This is a genomic window from Streptomyces sp. NPDC060049 (assembly GCF_042736715.1).
Lineage (GTDB): Bacteria > Actinomycetota > Actinomycetes > Streptomycetales > Streptomycetaceae > Streptomyces.
Map to the genome: position 1 here is coordinate 1 of NZ_JBHWVV010000006.1, position 18681 is coordinate 18681.

At 71.0% G+C, this 18681-nt stretch carries 17 protein-coding genes; 6 read left to right on the plus strand and 11 right to left on the minus strand.

The window, feature by feature from the left end; translation table 11 throughout:
- Positions 1-62: 62 nt before the first annotated feature.
- From ACFWBY_RS12545 to ACFWBY_RS12560, 4 genes are all read right to left on the minus strand, one after another.
- On the minus strand, positions 63-575 hold the full coding sequence (locus tag ACFWBY_RS12545) for a Clp protease N-terminal domain-containing protein (RefSeq protein WP_385344836.1): 513 nt from the start codon (positions 573-575) through the stop codon (positions 63-65).
- On the minus strand, positions 575-784 hold the full coding sequence (locus ACFWBY_RS12550) for a helix-turn-helix domain-containing protein (protein WP_385344839.1): 210 nt from the start codon (positions 782-784) through the stop codon (positions 575-577). The genes ACFWBY_RS12545 and ACFWBY_RS12550 overlap by 1 nt, the downstream gene beginning before the upstream one ends.
- 61 nt (positions 785-845) lie before the next feature.
- Positions 846-1808, minus strand: a complete 963-nt coding sequence (locus ACFWBY_RS12555) for a zinc-binding dehydrogenase (protein ID WP_385344842.1) — start codon at positions 1806-1808, stop codon at positions 846-848.
- A 116-nt stretch (positions 1809-1924) separates the two neighbouring features.
- A complete protein-coding gene (locus ACFWBY_RS12560) occupies positions 1925-3127 on the minus strand; it encodes an NADP-dependent malic enzyme (protein WP_385344845.1) in 1203 nt (400 codons plus the stop codon).
- A 527-nt stretch (positions 3128-3654) separates the two neighbouring features.
- Here ACFWBY_RS12560 and ACFWBY_RS12565 point away from each other — a divergent pair.
- From ACFWBY_RS12565 to ACFWBY_RS12575, 3 genes are read left to right on the plus strand one after another with little or no spacing between them, the layout of a single operon-like run.
- Positions 3655-4611, plus strand: coding sequence for an ABC transporter substrate-binding protein (locus tag ACFWBY_RS12565; RefSeq protein ID WP_385344847.1), 957 nt, complete (start codon positions 3655-3657; stop codon positions 4609-4611).
- Between the two features lie 39 nt (positions 4612-4650).
- The gene (locus ACFWBY_RS12570; RefSeq protein WP_385344849.1) at positions 4651-5592 is read left to right on the plus strand and encodes an amino acid ABC transporter permease; all 942 of its coding nucleotides are present in this window, start codon (positions 4651-4653) and stop codon (positions 5590-5592) included.
- Positions 5592-6356, plus strand: a complete 765-nt coding sequence (locus ACFWBY_RS12575; RefSeq protein WP_385344852.1) for an amino acid ABC transporter ATP-binding protein — start codon at positions 5592-5594, stop codon at positions 6354-6356. Before ACFWBY_RS12570 ends, ACFWBY_RS12575 begins: the two co-directional genes overlap by 1 nt.
- 97 nt (positions 6357-6453) lie before the next feature.
- On the opposite strand, the gene ACFWBY_RS12580 is transcribed toward ACFWBY_RS12575, so the two are convergent.
- On the minus strand, positions 6454-7239 hold the full coding sequence (locus ACFWBY_RS12580) for a class I SAM-dependent methyltransferase (protein WP_385344854.1): 786 nt from the start codon (positions 7237-7239) through the stop codon (positions 6454-6456).
- 67 nt (positions 7240-7306) lie between these two features.
- Between ACFWBY_RS12580 and ACFWBY_RS12585 the strand changes: the two genes are divergently transcribed.
- Positions 7307-7945, plus strand: a complete 639-nt coding sequence (locus ACFWBY_RS12585) for a CGNR zinc finger domain-containing protein (RefSeq protein ID WP_385344857.1) — start codon at positions 7307-7309, stop codon at positions 7943-7945.
- Here ACFWBY_RS12585 and sodX read toward each other — a convergent pair.
- On the minus strand, positions 7849-8316 hold the full coding sequence (gene sodX / locus ACFWBY_RS12590; protein WP_385344859.1) for a nickel-type superoxide dismutase maturation protease: 468 nt from the start codon (positions 8314-8316) through the stop codon (positions 7849-7851). The genes ACFWBY_RS12585 and sodX overlap by 97 nt on opposite strands.
- A gap of 182 nt (positions 8317-8498) precedes the next feature.
- On the opposite strand from sodX, the gene sodN reads away from it, so the two are divergent.
- Positions 8499-8894 (plus strand): superoxide dismutase, Ni, encoded by a 396-nt coding sequence (gene sodN / locus ACFWBY_RS12595; protein WP_030709803.1) that lies wholly within the window; start codon positions 8499-8501, stop codon positions 8892-8894.
- 88 nt (positions 8895-8982) lie between these two features.
- Here sodN and ACFWBY_RS12600 read toward each other — a convergent pair whose 3' ends face one another.
- Complete coding sequence (locus tag ACFWBY_RS12600; protein ID WP_214949374.1) at positions 8983-9171, minus strand: DUF6104 family protein; 189 nt, start codon at positions 9169-9171, stop codon at positions 8983-8985.
- 138 nt (positions 9172-9309) lie between these two features.
- Here ACFWBY_RS12600 and ACFWBY_RS12605 point away from each other — a divergent pair, with 138 nt between their 5' ends.
- Positions 9310-10542 carry an aKG-HExxH-type peptide beta-hydroxylase gene (locus tag ACFWBY_RS12605; protein ID WP_385332789.1) on the plus strand — a complete coding sequence of 411 codons (1233 nt, stop codon included), beginning with the start codon at positions 9310-9312 and terminating at the stop codon, positions 10540-10542.
- A 109-nt stretch (positions 10543-10651) separates the two neighbouring features.
- Here the strand turns inward: ACFWBY_RS12605 and ACFWBY_RS12610 are convergent, their stop codons facing one another.
- The 4 genes from ACFWBY_RS12610 to ACFWBY_RS12625 all read right to left on the minus strand — a co-directional run bounded on the left by ACFWBY_RS12610 (position 10652) and on the right by ACFWBY_RS12625 (position 18594).
- A complete protein-coding gene (locus tag ACFWBY_RS12610) occupies positions 10652-14521 on the minus strand; it encodes a multifunctional oxoglutarate decarboxylase/oxoglutarate dehydrogenase thiamine pyrophosphate-binding subunit/dihydrolipoyllysine-residue succinyltransferase subunit (RefSeq protein WP_385332786.1) in 3870 nt (1289 codons plus the stop codon).
- Between the two features lie 258 nt (positions 14522-14779).
- A complete protein-coding gene (locus ACFWBY_RS12615; RefSeq protein WP_385332783.1) occupies positions 14780-15874 on the minus strand; it encodes an ATP-binding protein in 1095 nt (364 codons plus the stop codon).
- A complete protein-coding gene (locus ACFWBY_RS12620; protein ID WP_330298546.1) occupies positions 15871-16614 on the minus strand; it encodes a response regulator transcription factor in 744 nt (247 codons plus the stop codon). The genes ACFWBY_RS12615 and ACFWBY_RS12620 overlap by 4 nt, the downstream gene beginning before the upstream one ends.
- 189 nt (positions 16615-16803) lie before the next feature.
- Positions 16804-18594, minus strand: a complete 1791-nt coding sequence (locus tag ACFWBY_RS12625) for a glycoside hydrolase family 3 protein (protein ID WP_385332780.1) — start codon at positions 18592-18594, stop codon at positions 16804-16806.
- Positions 18595-18681 lie beyond the last annotated feature (87 nt).

Sequence of the window (18681 nt, forward strand, 5' to 3'; positions counted from 1 at the left end):
CCCGTTTCGGGGCGGGGCCGGCGGGGGCCGTTTCGCGTGCGGGGGACCTTGCGTCCGGGACCTCAGGCCGCCAGCCGGGCTTCTGCCGCCGCGTAGGTGATGCCGTGGTCCGCGAGGGTCTCGGCGGGGGTGCCGGGGCGGGACAGGAGGGAGAGGAGCAGGTGGAGGGTGGAGATGCTGCGTTCCTTGCGGCCCAGGGCGATGCGCAGCGACTGCTCCAGGACCTTCTTCGCGCCCGGGGTGAAGCGGGCGCGGCCGTGGCGTCCGCGGGCGGCGGGGGCCGAGAGCGCGCCCGCACCGTGGGTCTCCTCCACGCGGGCGACGATCGCGGTGAGGTCGATGCCGAGACCGGCCAGTGCCTCCTCGTCGGCCTTGGACATGCCGCCGCGGCGGCGGGCCGCCGCGAGGTCGGCGGCGATCGCCGCCCGGTCGGCGCCCAGCGGGTCGAGGGCGCCCAGCGCGAGCAGCGCGAGGAGCAGGTGTTCCTCGGTGACGGTCGCGGCGCCGGCCCGCCGGGCCTCCTCGACCGCGCCCGTCACGGTGGAGCGCGCGTCCTCTGTGAAGCGTTCGAACATCAGAGCCTCCCGTGCTTCTTGTGTACGGCCTGTCGGCTGACGCCCAGTTCGGCCGCGATGTCCTGCCAGGACCAGCCCTGCGCGCGGGCGCCGCGCACCTGAACGGCCTCCAGCTGTTCGAGCAGCCTGCGGAGGGCGGCCACGGCACGCAGGCCGACGCGCGGGTCCTGGTCACCGGCCCGCTCGGCGAGATCGGTAGCTTCCGTCATGCATGTCAATGTAGGTTGACAACGGGAGGGTGTCAACCCGCATTGACGTCGGTCGGTCCGGCTACACCGTGAGGACGACCTTGCCGAACAGATCGCCCGACTCCAGCTTCTCGAAGCCCTCGCGTGCCCGGTCCAGCGGCAGCGTCTCGTCGATCACCGGACGGACCCCGGTCGCCGCGCAGAAGGACAGCAGGTCCTCCAGCTCGTCCTTCGACCCCATCGTGGAGCCGACCACCTTGAGCTCCAGGAAGAAGATGCGGGTCAGCTCGGCGTGCGCCGGACGGTCCCCGCTCGTGGCGCCCGAGATGACCAGGGTGCCGCCGGGGCGCAGGGACTTGACCGAGTGCGACCAGGTGGCGGCGCCGACCGTCTCGATGACGGCGTCGACCCGCTGCGGGAGGCGCGCGCCCGGCTCGTAGGCCTCCACCGCGCCGAGCTCGACCGCGCGCTTGCGCTTGGCCTCGTCCCGGCTGGTGGCGAAGACGCGCAGCCCCGCGGCCTTGCCGAGGGCGATGGCCGCGGTGGCGACGCCGCCGCCCGCGCCCTGGACCAGTACGGAGTCGCCGGGGCGGACGCCGGCGTTGGTGAAGAGCATGCGGTAGGCGGTCAGCCACGCGGTGGGCAGGCAGGCGGCCTGTTCGAAGGAGAGCTCGGCGGGCTTGCGCAGGACGTTCCAGGCGGGGACGGTGACCTGCTCGGCGAAGGTGCCCTGGTAGCGCTCGGTCAGGATCGAGCGGGGCTCGTCGGGTCCGACCCCGTGGCCGGTCTGGCCGATGACGGAGTGCAGGACGACCTCGTTGCCGTCCTGATCGATCCCGGCGGCGTCACAGCCGAGGATCATGGGGAGCTTCTCCTCGCCGAGGCCGACTCCGCGCAGCGACCACAGGTCGTGGTGGTTCAGGGAGGCGGCCTTGACGTTCACGGTCACCCAGCCGGGACGGGCCTGCGGGGCTGGGCGCTCGCCCAGCTCAAGGCCTCGGAGCGGCTGGTCACGGTCGATTCGGGCGGCGTAGGCAGCGAACATGGGCAGACGCTACCGCTCAGTAGCCTCGCGGATCCAGCCCTGACGGGTACGCGAAAGGGCCCGGCCGGAGTTTTTCCGGCCGGGCCCCTCCCTGAGCTCGGCTGACCGCGGCGCGGTCAGGCCAGGCGTGCCACGCCGTCCGCCTTGGCGGCGGCCGCGACGGCCGCGGTGACGGCCTGCGCCACGCGCTCGTCGAACGGCGAGGGGATCACGTAGTCGGCGGCGAGCTCGTCACCCACGACGCCGGCGATGGCGTCGGCGGCGGCGATCTTCATGCCTTCGGTGATCCGGGTCGCGCGGACCTTCAGCGCACCCGCGAAGATGCCCGGGAACGCCAGCACGTTGTTGATCTGGTTCGGGAAGTCCGAGCGGCCCGTGGCCACGACCGCCGCGTACTTGTGCGCGACGTCGGGGTGGACCTCCGGGTTCGGGTTGGCCATGGCGAAGACGAAGCAGTCCTTCGCCATCGTCGCCACCGCGGCCTCGGGGACCGTACCGCCGGAGACGCCGATGAAGACGTCCGCGCCCGCGAGGGCGCTCTCCAGGGAGCCGGACTGGTTGGTCTTGTTCGTCAGTCCCGCGATCTCCGCCTTGACGTCCGTCAGGTCGTCGCGGTCGGCGGAGACGACGCCCTTGCGGTCGGTGACGCAGACGTCGCCGATGCCCGCGTCGACCAGGATCTTGGCGATGGCGATGCCCGCCGCGCCCGCGCCCGAGATCACGGCGCGCAGGTCGCCGAGGGTCCGGCCGGTGAGCTTCGCGGCGTTGCGCATGGCGGCCAGCGTCACGATGGCAGTGCCGTGCTGGTCGTCGTGGAAGATCGGGATGTCCAGGGCTTCCTGGAGCCGGCGCTCGATCTCGAAGCAACGGGGCGCGGAGATGTCCTCCAGGTTCACCCCGCCGAAGGACGGCGCGAGGCGGATCACGGTTTCGATGATCTCGTCCGTGTCCTTGGTGGCGAGCGCGATCGGAACCGCGTCGACACCACCGAACTGCTTGAACAGGATGGCCTTGCCCTCCATCACGGGGAGGGAGGCTTCCGGCCCGATGTCACCGAGTCCGAGTACGGCCGTGCCGTCGGTGACGACGGCGACCACGTTGGACTTCCAGGTGTACTCGTTCACGAGTTCGGGCTGCTCGGCAATGGCGCTGCAGACCTTCGCAACGCCGGGCGTGTACGCCAGGGACAGGTCGTCCTTGTTGAGGACCGGCACGGTGGCCACGATGGCCATCTTGCCGCCCCGGTGCAGCGCGAACACCGCATCGGGGTTGTTGTCCGTCACGCTGTCGCTGCGAGGATTGACGATCTCCGCTGCCACTGTGTTGACCCCTTAAGTCTTTGAATCATTGAGGGTTTGACCACTCCTGGTTAAGGGGTGGGCGGGCACCGCGTCCGTACTCCGCATCGACGGTTGGCCCGTCTCCGCGAAGGGGAGGTTCGTACGCGCGGGCGCGCCGCACGCGCGCCCTGAGCCCCGGATGAGGGGTGTAAGGATCTGTTCTACCCGAAGAACACTCACCCAGACGAGTCGATTCCTGCTCGACCATAAGCCTCTTGTCCAGGTTTTGGCGAAAAGTCCAAACCTTGCTGTCCGGCAGGCGAGACGAGCCGCAAAAACTTCGGCCAAAGTGCCTGGTGGCAGCGTTTAGTGCGGCTGGGAGGGCCCTTCTCCGCAGGGCTGTTGGGCCCCGGGGGGTGTCCGTTATCCGATTTTGACCTGACGGGCACCCTGAATGTCTCAGTCCGAATGGCAAGATGCCGTAATCACACAAGGTCGCGACACTCGATGGTGCGTGCCCGACCGCTCTCGGATGCGTTTTTCCCCACTGCCGGAGGAATCAGCTCATGACCGCAAGCACCACCCGTCGTACGACCGCCGCCCGGTCCCGGATCGCCGCGGTCGGCGCGATCGCGGTTGCCGGCGCCCTGATCCTCACCGGCTGTGGTGACCAGACGGACACGGGCTCGGCGACGCCGTCCGGCAAGGAGAACAGCGCCCCGCTGTTCTCCAAGCTGCCCAAGAAGATCCAGGACGCCGGTGTCATCAAGGTCGGCACGGACGCGACGTACAAGCCGATGGAGTTCACCGAGGGCGGCAAGGTCGTCGGCGTGGACCCGGACCTCGCGGCGGCCATGGAGAAGCAGCTCGGCGTCACGTTCAAGTTCGAGTCGGGCACCTTCGACACCCTGATCAGCAGCATGCAGACCGGTCGCAGCGACGTGGTCATGTCTTCGCTGACCGACACCAAGAGCCGTCAGGACGGCCTGGACGACAAGGGTCAGAAGACCGGTGCCGGTGTCGACTTCGTCGACTACTTCTCCTCGTCCACCGCCATCCTGGTCAAGAAGGGCAACCCCGAGGGCATCAAGACCCTCGACGACCTGTGCGGCAAGAAGGTCGCCGTCCAGCGCGGCACCACCTACGAGTCGGTCGCCAAGACCCAGGCCGAGAAGTGCAAGACGGACGGCAAGGGCGAGCTTTCGATCGAGTCCTTCCCGACCGACGCCGAGGCGCAGACCCGCGTGAAGGCCGGCGGCGCCGTCGCCGACCTGAACGACGCCCCGGTCGCCGCGCACATCGCGAAGGAGGCGGGCGGCGGCAACGACTTCGAGGCCATCGTCACCCCGAGCGACGCCGGCTTCTTCGGCATCGCCGTGGACAAGAAGAACACCGAGCTGCGCGACGCCCTCCAGGCCGCCCTCGATGCGACCATCAAGGACGGCACCTACAAGGCCGCCCTCGACAAGTGGAACGCGGGCTCCGGCGCCGTGACCGAGGCCAAGATCAACGCCGGTTCCTGACCTCCGCGTACCACCGCAGCACACTGAAGGGCAGTCACTGTGACTGACAAGCTCGACAAGGTCCCGGACCCGGCGGACACCCCGCCGGCCGGGTCCGTACCCCCCGAGGCGATCCGCGCCATCCCGGTCCGTCACTACGGCCGCTGGATCAGCGCCGTGGTCGTCATCGGCCTGGTCGTATCGCTCGTGATCGCCTTCTCGCAGGGCAACGTGCGCTGGGCGACCGTGCCGGAGAAGCTGTTCGACCCCACCATCCTGCGTGGTGTCGGCAACACGATCTGGATCAGCGTCGCCTCGATGGTCCTGGGCCTGGTGCTCGGTGTCCTCTTCGCAGTGATGCGACTCTCGAAGAACCCGGTGACCAGCACCATCGCCTGGTTCTACATCTGGCTGTTCCGCGGCACCCCGGTGTACGTGCAGCTCCTCATCTGGTTCAACCTCGCCCTGATCTTCCCGATCCTGAACCTCGGGTTCTACAAGGACGAGATGACCCAGGTCATGACGCCGTTCCTGGCCGCCCTCCTGGGCCTCGGCCTGAACGAGGGCGCGTACATGGCGGAGATCGTCCGGGCCGGCATCCAGTCGGTCGACGAGGGCCAGAGCGAGGCCTCGCACGCGCTCGGCATGACCCGCATGCAGACCATGCGCCGGGTCGTGCTGCCGCAGGCCATGCGGGTGATCGTGCCGCCGTCGGGCAACGAGTTCATCAACATGCTCAAGACCTCGTCGCTCGTCGTCGCCGTGCAGTACTTCGACCTGCTGCGCGCGGCCCAGGACATCGCGTCCACCTCGTTCGCGGTGATGGAGATGTTCTTCGTCGCGTCGATCTGGTACCTCGCCCTGACCAGCGTGTTCAGCGTCGGCCAGTACTACCTGGAGCGCCGCTACGCCCGCGGTGCGCTCCGCTCCCTGCCGCCCACGCCGTTGCAGAAGATCAAGGCGAAACTGTCCCGCTTCTCGAACCGCAAGGCGGTGGCCTGATGACGACTGCCATGGTGAAGGCCGAGGGCGTCCACAAGTCCTACGGTGCGGCGCACATCCTCAAGGGCATCGACCTGGAGGTCGCCCCGCGTGAGGTCTTCTGCCTGGTCGGCCCGTCCGGCTCCGGCAAGTCGACCTTCCTGCGGTGCATCAACCACCTGGAGCAGGTCAACGCCGGACGGCTGTACGTCGACGGGAACCTCGTCGGCTACCGCCAGAAGGGCGACAAGCTGTACGAGCTCAAGGACAGCGAGGTCGCGGCGCAGCGCAGGGACATCGGCATGGTGTTCCAGCGCTTCAACCTCTTCCCGCACATGACGGCCATCGAGAACGTCATGGAAGCCCCGGTCATGGTCAAGGGCGAGAGCAAGTCGGTCGCGCGGGCGCGCGCCGTCAAGCTCCTCGACCGGGTCGGCCTCGGCGACAAGGGCGGGAACTACCCCTCCCAGCTCTCCGGCGGCCAGCAGCAGCGCGTGGCCATCGCCCGCGCGCTGGCCATGGAGCCGAAGCTGATGCTCTTCGACGAGCCCACCTCGGCGCTCGACCCGGAGCTCGTCGGCGACGTGCTCGACGTCATGCGGGACCTGGCCGAGTCGGGCATGACCATGATCGTGGTGACCCACGAGATGGGCTTCGCCCGCGAGGTCGGCGACAACCTCGTCTTCATGGACGGCGGCGTGGTGGTCGAGTCCGGCCACCCGCGCGAGGTCCTGGGCAACCCGCAGCACGAACGGACGAAGGCGTTCCTGTCCAAGGTGCTGTGACGGCTCCTCACGCGCCAGGGGCGGTACGGGTCCTCCCGTACCGCCCCTGGCGCATGTCCGGCCGCGCCGGCGCACTCCCGCGCTCCGCTCGCCCGCGCTACTTCACGCCCAGCACGAGGGCGTCCGACGGCGAGCGCCAGACGGTACGGGCCTCCGCGAAACCGGCGTCGCGCAGCGTGGCCGCGTGCCAGGAGTCGGGCGGGGTGTCGCCGTCGGCGTGCTCGCCGTAGATCTCGAAGCGCGCCTTCGTCGGCTCGGCGAGCGCCGGGTCTACGGCCGCGAGGGCCCACCACTCGCGCCAGTCCAGCGCCCCGGCCGCCTTCGCCCGGTCCATGCCGCCGTGCCGGTGGGCGCGCTCGGCGGCGTTGATGAGCGGGGTGGCGGGGTCGGGCATGTGGTCGGCGTTCATGAACACCCCGCCGGGGCGGACCAGCGGCGCGAGCCGCCCGTACAGCACGGCCAGGTCCTCGCTGTGCAGCCAGTGCAGGGCGGTGGCCGTCAGGACGGCGTCGTAGGAGTCGTGGGGGAGGGCCGCGCGCCAGCCGGGGTCCTTGAGGTCGGCGGTCACGAAGGCGACCCGGGCGTCGCCCGCGAAGTGGCCGCGGGCGATCGTCAGCAGCGCCGGGTCGAGATCGACTCCCGTACTGGTGGCTCGCGGGAACCTCTTGAGGACGCGGTCCGTGATGCTTCCCGTACCGCACGCGAGGTCAAGCACCCTGGGGGCGGTGCCCACCAGTGCCTCCACCATGTCCAGCATCACCCGGAACCGCTCCTCGCGGTCGGGCATGTACCACTCCTGCTGGCGGTCCCAGCTGTCCTGCCAGGCCTGCCAGTCGGGCGATGCCGTATCAGAGCGTGCCGCATCCGCCACGAGATCCTCCATGCGTAATACCCTCGAACATGTCTCAGCCGTTACCCGAGACACTAATCCGCAGCCGTAAGGACTACAAGTGGAACTGGCCCATTACTCGGACTATGCCGTGCGCCTGGTCAACACCGAGGAGCCGGCCCGCAACAAGGACTCGCTGACCTCCGTGGACGCCGTCCGCACGCTCTTCGGCGCCAGCGTGCAGATGGCCCGGCGCGTCACGGACGGCGACGTCACCCGCTTCCGCAACGTCCGCGGCCGGCTGCGCTCGGTCTTCGAAGCCGCCGACGCGGGCGACCACGTCCTCGCCGTCGACCTGCTGAACTCCCTGCTCATGGAGTTCCCGGTCAGCCCCCAGGTCTCAGGACACGTGACCATCGAGGAGCAGGCCGAACACGGCGGCCCCCACTGGCACATCCACCTCGCCGACCACCCGTCCAACGCCTCCGCCGGCTACGCCGCGATCGCGTCCTTCGGGCTCGCCTTCCACCTCACCGAGCACGGCCCGGACCGGCTCGGCCTCTGCCAGGCCGCGCCCTGCCGCAACGCCTACCTCGACACCTCCACGAACCGCTCCCGGCGCTACTGCTCCGACCGGTGCGCCACCCGCGCCAACGTGGCGGCCTACCGCGCCCGCAAGCGCCTGGAGGCCGAGGAGTCCGCGCGCAGCGGCCGCAGCGCCGAGGAGGCCCAGGAGAGCCACGCGCTCAGCGAGCGCTGATCCCCGACCGCGTGCTCGGGCCGCGGGCGCGGCCGAAAGCGCGCCACCGCGGTCGCCAGGACGAGGTCGTCGGGCACCGCCCCGTAGTCCGTGCTGTCGCCCGTCTCGTTGTACGGGTTGTCGCCGAGCACCCACCAGCCGCCCGCCCGCCGCTGCGCCGCACGCTTGACGACCAGCAGGTCCTGCTGGAACGGGTGGCGCAGCACCACGACGCTGCCCGGCCGCACCGGAGCCCCGTAACGGACCAGCAGATGGTCCCCGTGCTCCAGCGTCGGCGCCATCGAGGGGCCCGACACCTCCAGCGTCCCGATCCGCTTCAACGGCGACGTCCACTCCCGTGTCCACCGGCGCGAGCGCGCGTTCCCCGCCATCTGTGACCTCCTCGCCCGGCTCTCGTCCCACCCGCATGCTGCCGCACTCTTCCGTACATTCGCGCACCGCCCCGGGCACGGCCCTGGACTTTTGTCCCAAGCGCACGGGGGCGCCCGCGAAAACGGCCGTCCCACGGAGTAATCTCCCCCTTGAGAAGACGATCACGAGGAGGACACACTCCATGCTTTCCCGCCTCTTCGCCCCCAAGGCGAAGGTCTCCGCCCACTGCGATCTTCCGTGCGGCGTGTACGACCCTGCCCAGGCCCGCATCGAGGCCGAGTCCGTCAAGGCCGTGCAGGAGAAGTACCAGGCCAACGACGACGCCGACTTCCGCGCGCGCGCCATCACCATCAAGGAGCAGCGCGCCGAGCTCGCGAAGCACCACGTCTCGGTGCTGTGGAGCGACTACTTCAAGCCGCCGCACTTCGAGAAGTACCCCCAGCTGCACACCCTGGTCAACGACACCCTGAAGGCCCTCTCGGCCGCCAAGGCGTCGAACGACCCGGCGACCGGCGCCAAGGCGCTGGAGCTCATCGCCGAGATCGACCGCATCTTCTGGGAGACCAAGGCCGCCTGAGCGCGCCCTGAGCAGCCCTGTCCCGCGGGACGATGACGAAGGGGCCCGGCCGCGTCAGCGGCCGGGCCCCTTCGTCATACGCCGAGGCCTACGCGTCGTCCTCGTCCTCGTCGTCGTCCAGGCGGGCCAGCCAGGTGGCGAGGCGTTCCACCGGGACCTCGAAGTCCGGGTTCAGGTCGACGAAGGTGCGCAACTGCTCGGCGAGCCACTCGAAGGTGACCTCCTCCTCGCCGCGCCGCTTCTCCAGCTCCTCGATGCCGCGATCGGTGAAGTACAAGTCGGGCTCCGTGCGGTGGTGGGGTGTTTCCCGCCAGGATAATCCGCCCGGCCGCGGTGGTCGGACGTGACCGCTTTCCGCCGTTCGCGGAGCTCGTCCCCGGGGCAGGGATGGAGCGTCCGCGGCGGAAGGCAGGCGATGGACCATCCGGAGCCCGGCGAGGGAGAGCTACGGGCGATCGGCTCGACCGAGCCGTCAGCCGAGGGCACCGCGCTGGTGCGCGGCATACGGCGGACCCGGCGGCTGGAGCTGCTGCGCGAGGTGCTGCGGGAGGTGGCCGACGCCGTCCCCGGCACACAGGCGGCCGAGTACTGGGCCCTGCTGGAAGAGGCCGAGCGGCGCGACCCGGGCGCGGCCGGCGACGTGGTGCACTATCCGGCCACCGGGGTCTGGGCCGAGGAGACGCTGCGGCGCCTGCGCGCCCCGTACGGCCCGCCGCCCGACACCGGGCACCTCGGAGCGCTCGCCGCCGCCGCGGCGCTGCGGGCCGGGATCGGCTTCAAGGCCACGCTGCGGCCCGCGCACGGACGGCTCGTACTGCCCACCCTCGGACTGCTGCGCCCGACCCGCCCCGGCCCGCTCGTCCTCACCGAGGGTTCCTGGGACCCCGGGGACCCGGCGGTGCTCGCCCTGCACGCGCTGCCGGGCGGGCGGACGGCCCTGGACGACCTCGACCCCTACCGCGCCCCCGGGTCCGTGCCCGCGGCCCGCCGCCTCACGCCCAAGGGCCACAAGCGCTGGGACACCCAGTGGTCCGGCGCCCTCACCCTGCTGCGGCGCTACGACACCGGCCGCGCGGAAGAGGCGGGCCTGCTGCTGCGCTCGGTCGTACCGCTGTCCGGGAGCTCCCGCGGCACCGCCGGAAACGTACCCGAGGCCGCCGGCTGCGTACTGGGCCGGGCCCAGGCCCCGCCCGCACTGGCCGCGACCCTCGTGCACGAGGTCCAGCACGGCAAGCTGGCGGCACTGGCGCAGACGGTCGCCCTGCACACCGCCGACCGTTCCGCGTGCTACTGGGCCCCCTGGCGCGGCGATCCACGGCCCCTGGAGGGGCTGCTGCGGGGCGCGTACGCGCATCTGGCACTGGCGGGCTACTGGCAGCGTGCCGCCCTCTACGGGGCCAGGGGGGCGTGGGCGCAGCACGCCCGGATCCGGGCGCAGGTGGCAGCTGTGCTGCCGGTGCTCCTCGAGCGGCCGGAACTCACCGCCGCCGGGCGGGTGTTCGTCGGAGCGATGGCCGCGGCCGAGCGGGCCATGGACGCGCTCGAGCCGCCGGGGGGCCAACAGGCGGCGGCGCGGGCGGCGGTGGAGCGGGACCGGGTCGCCTGGTGTGCGGCGCACCCGAACTTGACCGCGCACGCGGCCGGCTGACGCCCCGGGGGCCGCTGCGCAGGGCTCGGGCCCCGCCGGGCTGCGAAAGCCGGAAGGCCCGGCCCCCTCGGGGGGCCGGGCCTTGCGCTGTTCGAGCAGAGCGCGGTGGCTACGCCTCGAAGACCTCGCTCAGGAGGAGCTGCTGCTCCGCCTGGTGGCGCTTGGCCGAGCCGACCGCCGGGGACGAGCCGTGCGGGCGGGAGACGCGGCGCAGGCGCTCGCCGGCCGGGATGTCCGCGCCGACCGCCAGGTCGAGGTGGTCGATCAGGTTCAGCGCGATGAACGGCCACGCACCCTGGTTCGCCGGCTCCTCCTGGGCCCAGATGTACTTCGCCGCGTTCGGGTACTTGGCGATCTCAGCCTGGAGTTCCGCGCCCGGCAGCGGGTACAGCCGCTCGATGCGGATGATCGCGGTGTCGGTGATGCCGCGCTTCTCCCGCTCGGCCTCCAGGTCGTAGTAGACCTTGCCCGCGCAGAAGACGACCTTGCGGACCGCGTTCGGGTCCACGGTGGAGTCGCCGATGACCGGACGGAACGAACCGGTCGTGAACTCCTCCGCCTTCGACGCCGCCGCCTTCAGGCGCAGCATCGACTTCGGGGTGAAGACGATGAGCGGCTTGTGGTGCGGGTTGTGGACCTGCCAGCGCAGGAGGTGGAAGTAGTTCGACGGGAGCGTGGGCATGGCCACCGTCATGTTGTCCTGCGCGCACATCTGCAGGAAGCGCTCGGGGCGCGCGGAGGAGTGGTCCGGGCCCTGGCCCTCGTAGCCGTGCGGCAGGAGGAGCGTGACGCCGGACGTCTGGCCCCACTTCTGCTCGGCCGAGGAGATGAACTCGTCGACGACGGTCTGCGCGCCGTTGACGAAGTCGCCGAACTGGGCCTCCCAGAGGACCAGCGCGTCCGGGCGGGCCAGCGAGTAGCCGTACTCGAAGCCCATGGCCGCGTACTCGGAGAGCAGCGAGTCGTAGACGTTGTAGCGGGCCTGGTCGTCCGAGAGGTAGAGGAGCGGGGTGTAGTCCTCGCCCGTCTCCCGGTCGATGAGGACCGCGTGGCGCTGGCCGAAGGTGCCGCGGCGCGAGTCCTGGCCGGACAGCCGGACCGGGGTGCCCTCCATCAGCAGCGAGCCGAAGGCCAGGGTCTCGCCCATGCCCCAGTCGATGGTGCCGTCGTCGATCATCGCCGCGCGGCGCTGCAGCTGCGGCAGCAGACGCGGGTGGACGGTGACCGTGTCCGGGATGTTGACCTGGGCCTCGGCGATCCGCTTGACGACCTCCTGGGAGATCGCCGTGTCCACGGGCACCGGGAAGTCGGCCTTCGCGACGGGCGCCGGGGGGATGGCCGCGGGCTGCGTGGCGGCCTCGCGGACCTCCGCGAAGACCTTCTCCAGCTGGCCCTGGAAGTCCTGCAGGGCCTGCTCGGCCTCTTCCAGGGTGATGTCGCCGCGACCGATGAGGGACTCGGTGTACAGCTTGCGCACCGAGCGCTTCTTGTCGATGAGGTCGTACATCAGCGGCTGCGTGAACGCCGGGTTGTCGGACTCGTTGTGCCCGCGGCGGCGGTAGCAGATGAGGTCGATGACCACGTCCTTGTTGAACGCCTGACGGAACTCGAAGGCGAGCCGCGCGATGCGGACCACGGCCTCCGGGTCGTCGCCGTTCACGTGGAAGATCGGCGCCTCGATCATGCGGGCCACGTCGGTCGCGTACATCGAGGAACGCGAGGACTCCGGGGCGGCGGTGAAGCCGACCTGGTTGTTGATGACCACGTGCACGGTGCCACCGGTGCGGTAGCCGCGCAGCTGCGACATGTTGAGCGTCTCGGCGACGACGCCCTGGCCCGCGAAGGCCGCGTCGCCGTGCAGGGCGACGGGCAGGACCGTGAAGTCCGTGCCGCCCTTGTTGATGATGTCCTGCTTGGCGCGGACCACGCCCTCCAGGACCGGGTCCACCGCCTCCAGGTGCGAGGGGTTGGCGACGAGCGAGACCTTGATCTGCTCGCCGTCCAGGCCCGTGAAGGTGCCGTTGGCGCCCAGGTGGTACTTGACGTCGCCGGAGCCGTGCATGGACTTCGGGTCGAGGTTGCCCTCGAACTCGCGGAAGATCTGCGCGTACGACTTGCCGACGATGTTCGCGAGCACGTTCAGGCGGCCGCGGTGGGCCATGCCGATCGCGACCTCTTCGAGGCGGGCCTCGGCGGCCGAGTCGATGACGGCGTCGAGCAGCGGGATGACGGACTCGCCGCCCTCCAGGGAGAAGCGCTTCTGGCCGACGTACTTCGTCTGCAGGAAGGTCTCGAAGGCCTCCGCGGCGTTCAGCCGGCGCAGGATCCGCAGCTGCTCCTCGCGCTCCGGCTTGGAGTGCGGACGCTCGATGCGGTCCTGGATCCAGCGGCGCTGCTTCGGGTCCTGGATGTGCATGAACTCGACGCCGGTCGTGCGGCAGTACGAGTCGCGCAGCACGCCGAGGATGTCGCGGAGCTTCATCATCGACTTGCCCGAGAAGCCGCCGACCGCGAACTCGCGCTCCAGGTCCCACAGGGTGAGGCCGTGCTCGGTGATGTCGAGGTCGGGGTGCTTGCGCTGCTTGTACTCCAGCGGGTCGGTGTCGGCCATGACGTGGCCGCGGACCCGGTAGGAGTGGATCAGCTCGAAGACGCGGGCGGCCTTCGTGACGTCGTCGTCGTGCGAGGCGTCGATGTCCCGGAGCCAGCGGACCGGCTCGTACGGGATGCGCAGCGCCTCGAAGACGTCGTCGTAGAAGCCGCTCTCGCCGAGCAGCATGTTCGCAACGACGCGCAGGAACTCGCCGGAGGCCGCGCCCTGGATGACCCGGTGGTCGTAGGTCGAGGTCAGGGTCATGACCTTGGAGATGCCCAGCTTGTTCAGGGTGTCCTGCGAGGTGCCCTGGAACTCGGCCGGGTAGTCCATCGAGCCGACGCCCATGATGACCGACTGCCCGGGCATCAGGCGGGGCACGGAGTGGACGGTGCCCAGGCCGCCCGGGTTGGTCAGCGAGACGGTGACGCCGGTGAAGTCGTCCATCGTCAGCTTGCCGATGCGGGCCCGGCGGACGATGTCCTCGTAGGCCTGCCAGAACTCGAAGAAGTTGAGGGTCTCGGCCTTCTTGATGCCGGCGACGACGAGCTGGCGGTCGCCGTTGGGCTTCACCAGGTCGATCGCGAGGCCGAAGTTGATGTGCTCCGGCTTGACCAGGGTCGGCTTGCCGTCCTTCTCCGAGAAGGAGTAGTTCATCGACGGCATGGCCTTGATGGCCTGCACCATCGCGTAGCCGATGAGGTGGGTGAAGGAGATCTTCCCACCGCGGGCGCGCTTGAGGTGGTTGTTGATGACGATGCGGTTGTCGAACAGCAGCTTCACCGGGACGGCGCGGACGGACGTGGCCGTCGGCACTTCCAGCGAGGCGTTCATGTTCTTGACCACGGCAGCCGCCGGGCCGCGGAGCGTCACCAGTTCGGGGCCGGCAGGGGCCTCGGTGGCGGGCGCGGCCTTCTGGGGCGCTGCGGGGGCGGGGGCGGCGGCCGGAGCCGGGGCCTGAGGGGCAGGAGCGGCCGGTGCGGCGGCCGGGGCCTGGGAGGTGACAGTCACAGCAGGGGCACCAGAGGGGGTGGCAGGTACAGGGGCAGGAGCTGGCACAGGTGTCGCGGCGGCGGCGTCGGAGGCCTGCGGAGTCACGGCGGAGGCGGCGGCGGCCTGTGCGGAGGCGCCGTCCGTCGTCGCGGCGGGGGGAGGAGTCGGCTGCTCCGTGGGCTTATCCGCCGTGACCGGAGCGGCAGCGCCCCCCGGCTTGTAGTCGGCGAAGAAATCCCACCAGGCCCGGTCTACCGAGTTCGGGTCCTGGAGGTACTGCTGATAGATCTCGTCGACGAGCCACTCATTCGCGCCGAAGCCTGGGGCGGGGTTCTTCCCGCCTCCTCCTGCTTCGGTCGTGGTGCTCGAGTTACTGGGGGACTGTGGCGACACGGCGGCAACCGCCCTCTTCCGCTTCACAAGGTATGGACAGCGGGAATAAAGGCTACGCCTCCCAGACGGTCAGATGCAGACCGGGCGGGACTTCCGTCGCCTACGTCACATCGAACGGCGGGTTTCACCACCTGGAATGGCGGGAAACAAGCCTGGTTCGGGCAGGAGGCACCGCGGTTGCGGCCCCCTTGGCTTCGCACCCCTGACGGACCCCGGCGCTTGTGGCCGAGATCATGTCCTTCCCACTCGAACCCTACGTCAACCCGGCACCTGCGAGCTGCCCGGAAGCGTGACGAGGATGCGGCAGCCCCGTGACGATTCGGCCACTCCGATGTGCCCGCCGTGCAGCCCGACCGCCCACCGGGCGATCGCCAGGCCCAGACCGGTCCCGCCGTCGCCGCCCCGCGCGCTGCCCCGGTTGAACCGCTCGAAGACCCGGTGGCGTTCTTCCTCCGGGATTCCGGGGCCTTCGTCGCGGACTTCCAGGGCCAGACTCCCGGGCGCGTCGCCGGCCCGCGCCCGGACGGTGACCCGGCCGTGCGGCGGGCTGTGCTTGACCGCGTTGTCGATCAGGTTCGCCACCACCTGGTGCAGCCGCTCGGCGTCCGCGTACGCGGTCAGCTCCGGCGGGAACACGTCCAGGTGCAGGTGGACGTCGTTGCGGGTGTGCCCGCCGGAGCCGGAGGTCAGCCCCGGCCGGCCGGCCGCCGCCAGCCCCGACTCCTTCAGGACCCCCGACAGGTACGGCCACACCTCGAAGCGGCGGGCCCGCAGCGGTACCACCCCGTTGTCGACGCGGGACAGGTCCAGCAGCGTCTCCACGAGCCGCCCGAGCCGCTCGGTCTGCTTCAGCGCCGTCCGCATCGTCTCCGGATCCGCGGCCGAGACCCCGTCCACGACGTTCTCCAGTACCGCGCGCAGTGCCGCGATCGGGGTGCGCAGCTCGTGCGAGACGTTCGCGACGAGCTCCTTGCGGTGCCGGTCCACCGCCTCCAGGTCGTCCGCCATCAGATTGATCGTGGAGGCCAGGTCGCCCAGCTCGTCGCGGCGCCCCGCCCCGCGCACCCGGCGCGTGTAGTCCCCGTGGGATATCGCCCTCGCCACCGTGGTCATGTCGTCGAGCGGCGCCGTCAGGCTGTGCGCGACGAACTGGGTGATCAGCATCGAGGCGATCACCGAGAACACCGTGATGAAGCGGACCTCCGTGGCGGTGCGCATCGCCACCATCAGCAGGCCCGTGGTGATGAAGACCGACACCACGACGAGCGTGCCCAGCTTCGTCTTGATCGAGAACGGCGAGAAGGGGCGCAGCCCCCCGGGAGGCCGCTGCCCCGGCGGCCGGTACCCGCTCACGGCTGCGCCGGGGTCTCCAGGGCGTACCCGACGCCGTGGACCGTACGGATCCGCTCGGCGCCGATCTTCCGGCGCAGGGCCTTGATGTGGCTGTCGACGGTACGGGTCCCGGACGCGTCGGCCCAGTCCCACACCTCGGCGAGGAGCTGCTCCCGGGAGAGCACCGCCCGCGGCGTCCCGGCCAGGCACACCAGGAGGTCGAACTCGGTCGGTGTCAGGTGCACGTCCTCGGTGTGCACCCGGACCCGGCGCTGCGCGTGGTCGATCTCCAGGTCCCCCAGGCGCAGGGTGGCTCCGCGCGGAGCGTGTGCGGCCAGCGTGGCCCGCTCCACCCGGCGCAGGAGCACGTGGACCCGCGCGGCCAGCTCGCGCATCGAGAAGGGCTTCGTCATGTAGTCGTCGGCGCCGACCCCGAGGCCGACGAGCATGTCGGTCTCGTCGTCCCGGGCGGTGAGCATCAGCACCGGGACCGGCCGCTGGGCCTGGACCCGCCGGCAGACCTCCAGGCCGTCGAAGCCGGGCAGCATGACGTCCAGTACCAGCAGCTCCGGAAGCCAGCTCTCGGCGGCCGCGACGGCGGCAGGGCCGTCGGCGGCCGTCTGCACCTGGAAGCCCTCGGCGCGCAGCCGGGCCGCGATCGCCTCGGCGATGGTGTGGTCGTCCTCGACGACGAGCACCCGGCGCTGTGCGCCGGGGGTGGCCGCGGCGCCGTTGTGGGTGGTGGTGTGCGTCTGTTCCATGTCCCGCCCCTGAAGATCCCGCGTGGTAGGGGTGCAGCGTAGAGGAGCCGTCGGCCTGCGGCTATGACGGGTTCCGGATGTGAGCTTTCCGCCACAGCGCCGTGCCCTCCGTGCCCGCCGGGCGCGCCTTCGGGGGCGGGGCGGCGCCCTGGGAACGGTGGAGGACACGGCGGGGAGGGCCCCGGAGGGTCAGAGCACGAGGCCGTGCCCGTGCGGGAACACCGGATCGACGGTGTCGTTCGGGACGTCCGGGCGGGAGGCCGCCACTGCCGCCATCGAGCGCGGGAGCTCGAACGGCAGCCGTCCCTCGGCCGCGGCCCGGCCGAAGGCCACGTCCAGCAGGGCGGCGTCCGACGCCCCGTAGTCCGCGATCAGCGCGGCCGCCCGCTCGGCAATCTCCGGGATCACCGCGGCCCGCTCCAGGTTGATGCAGACCAGGGTGGGGACGGCCTCCAGGAGGGCGAGGATCCCCGTGAGCTCCGGCTCGGGGAAGGCCAGCGAACCCGAGTGGAAGAAGGACTCGAAGACGTTGGCGCGCGGCTCGTGCGGGGTGCGCAGCCGCAGCACCGCGAGGTCCGCCTCCGCCGGGTCGGACACGACGTCCCCGTACGCGGCGGCGACCGCCCCGTCCACGTCCTTGACGTACAGCTTCGGCCTGCCGGACAGGGGCAGGAAGTGCCCGGTGTTGGTGAGCACCGTCAGGGAGCGCCGCTGGGCGGCGGCGCCCGCCGCGGCGAAGTCGGCCCGGCCCACCGTCCGCGCCGCCGCGTCCGGGTCCACGTACGGGTCCTCGAAGAGGCCGAGGACGAACTTCTCGCGCAGCAGCCGGCGCACGGACTGATCGACGCGGGACTCGGGGATCCGGCCCGAGCGGACCAGCTCCACGACGACCTCGGGGCACTGCTCGCCGCCGAACTGGTCCGAGCCCGCCTCCAGCGAGCGGGCCGCGCGCTCGGCGACGCTCAGGTGCTCCAGGCCCCAGGCGCGTGCCGGGTGCTCCTCGCCGAAGATCGTCGCGTTCGTGAGCAGGCCCCAGTCGGTGCAGACGACGCCCTGGAAGCCGAGCTCCTCGCGGAGCAGGCCCGTGACGACGCCCTTGTTGAAGCCGAAGCCGACCTCTTCCCAGTCGGTGCCGATGGGCTGGCCGTAGTACGGCATCATCTGCGCGCAGCCGGCCGCGACGGCCGCCCTGAACGGCTCCAGGTGGTGCTCGCGCATCCCGCCCGGGTAGACCTGCTCCTTGCCGTGCGCGAAGTGGGGGTCCTCGCCGTCCTTCTGGGGGCCGCCGCCCGGGAAGTGCTTGACCATCGCGGAGACCGAGGCCGCGCCGAGCACCTCGCCCTGCAGGCCGCGTACGTACGCCCGTACGAGCTCGCCCGTCAGCTCCGCGTCCGAACCGAAGGTGCCCGACTGGCGCGCCCAGCGCGGCTCCGTGGCCAGGTCGATCTGCGGGTGCAGGGCGACGCGGAAGCCGACGGAGAGGTACTCGCGGCGCACGATGTCGGCGAACTCCCGGACCAGCTCCGGGTCGCCGATCGCGGCGAGGCCGACGGCCTCCGGCCAGGCGGAGAACGCGCCGGCGTTGAAGGAGGCGCCGACGTTGTCCGTGAAGGAGTGCCGGGGGTCCGTGGACAGGGTCACCGGGATGCCGAGGCGGGTGCCGGCGGCCATCTCCTGGATGGCGTTCTGCCAGGTGGCCATCTCGCGGGCGCCGTAGCTGCCGAGGAGGTTGAAGTGCGTGAGGGAGCGGCCCTCGATCAGCTCGGACGTGGTGAACGGGAGGATCGAGCCGTCGGTCTCGGTGAGCGGGGTGCCGTCCGGATTCATCATCAGCATCGCGTGGAACAGCTGGCCGGCCTTCTCCTCCAGGGTCATCCGGGAGAGCAGGTCCTCGACGCGCCGGTCGACGGGGAGGGAGGCGTCCCGGTAGGCGGGGGCGGGTGTCGGCGGGGTGGCGGACGTGGCGGGGGAGGTCTTCATGGCCGGGCTCCTGAGAGGGATGGGCGCGGGCGGTCGGCCTCGTCGCCGGCCTGGCGGCTCACGGTAGGCGCGAAAACCGCGCACCTA

Excerpts from the sequence above, each read along its gene's own strand:
- ACFWBY_RS12545 (WP_385344836.1), bottom strand. The coding sequence starts at position 575 with ATGTTCGAACGCTTCACAGAGGACGCGCGCTCCACCGTGACGGGCGCG.
- ACFWBY_RS12550 (WP_385344839.1), bottom strand. The coding sequence starts at position 784 with ATGACGGAAGCTACCGATCTCGCCGAGCGGGCCGGTGACCAGGACCCG.
- ACFWBY_RS12555 (WP_385344842.1), bottom strand. The coding sequence starts at position 1,808 with ATGTTCGCTGCCTACGCCGCCCGAATCGACCGTGACCAGCCGCTCCGA.
- ACFWBY_RS12565 (WP_385344847.1), top strand. The coding sequence starts at position 3,655 with ATGACCGCAAGCACCACCCGTCGTACGACCGCCGCCCGGTCCCGGATC.
- ACFWBY_RS12575 (WP_385344852.1), top strand. The coding sequence starts at position 5,592 with ATGACGACTGCCATGGTGAAGGCCGAGGGCGTCCACAAGTCCTACGGT.
- ACFWBY_RS12580 (WP_385344854.1), bottom strand. The coding sequence starts at position 7,239 with ATGGAGGATCTCGTGGCGGATGCGGCACGCTCTGATACGGCATCGCCC.
- sodX (WP_385344859.1), bottom strand. The coding sequence starts at position 8,316 with ATGGCGGGGAACGCGCGCTCGCGCCGGTGGACACGGGAGTGGACGTCG.
- sodN (WP_030709803.1), top strand. The coding sequence starts at position 8,499 with ATGCTTTCCCGCCTCTTCGCCCCCAAGGCGAAGGTCTCCGCCCACTGC.
- ACFWBY_RS12605 (WP_385332789.1), top strand. The coding sequence starts at position 9,310 with ATGGACCATCCGGAGCCCGGCGAGGGAGAGCTACGGGCGATCGGCTCG.
- ACFWBY_RS12620 (WP_330298546.1), bottom strand. The coding sequence starts at position 16,614 with ATGGAACAGACGCACACCACCACCCACAACGGCGCCGCGGCCACCCCC.
- ACFWBY_RS12625 (WP_385332780.1), bottom strand. The coding sequence starts at position 18,594 with ATGAAGACCTCCCCCGCCACGTCCGCCACCCCGCCGACACCCGCCCCC.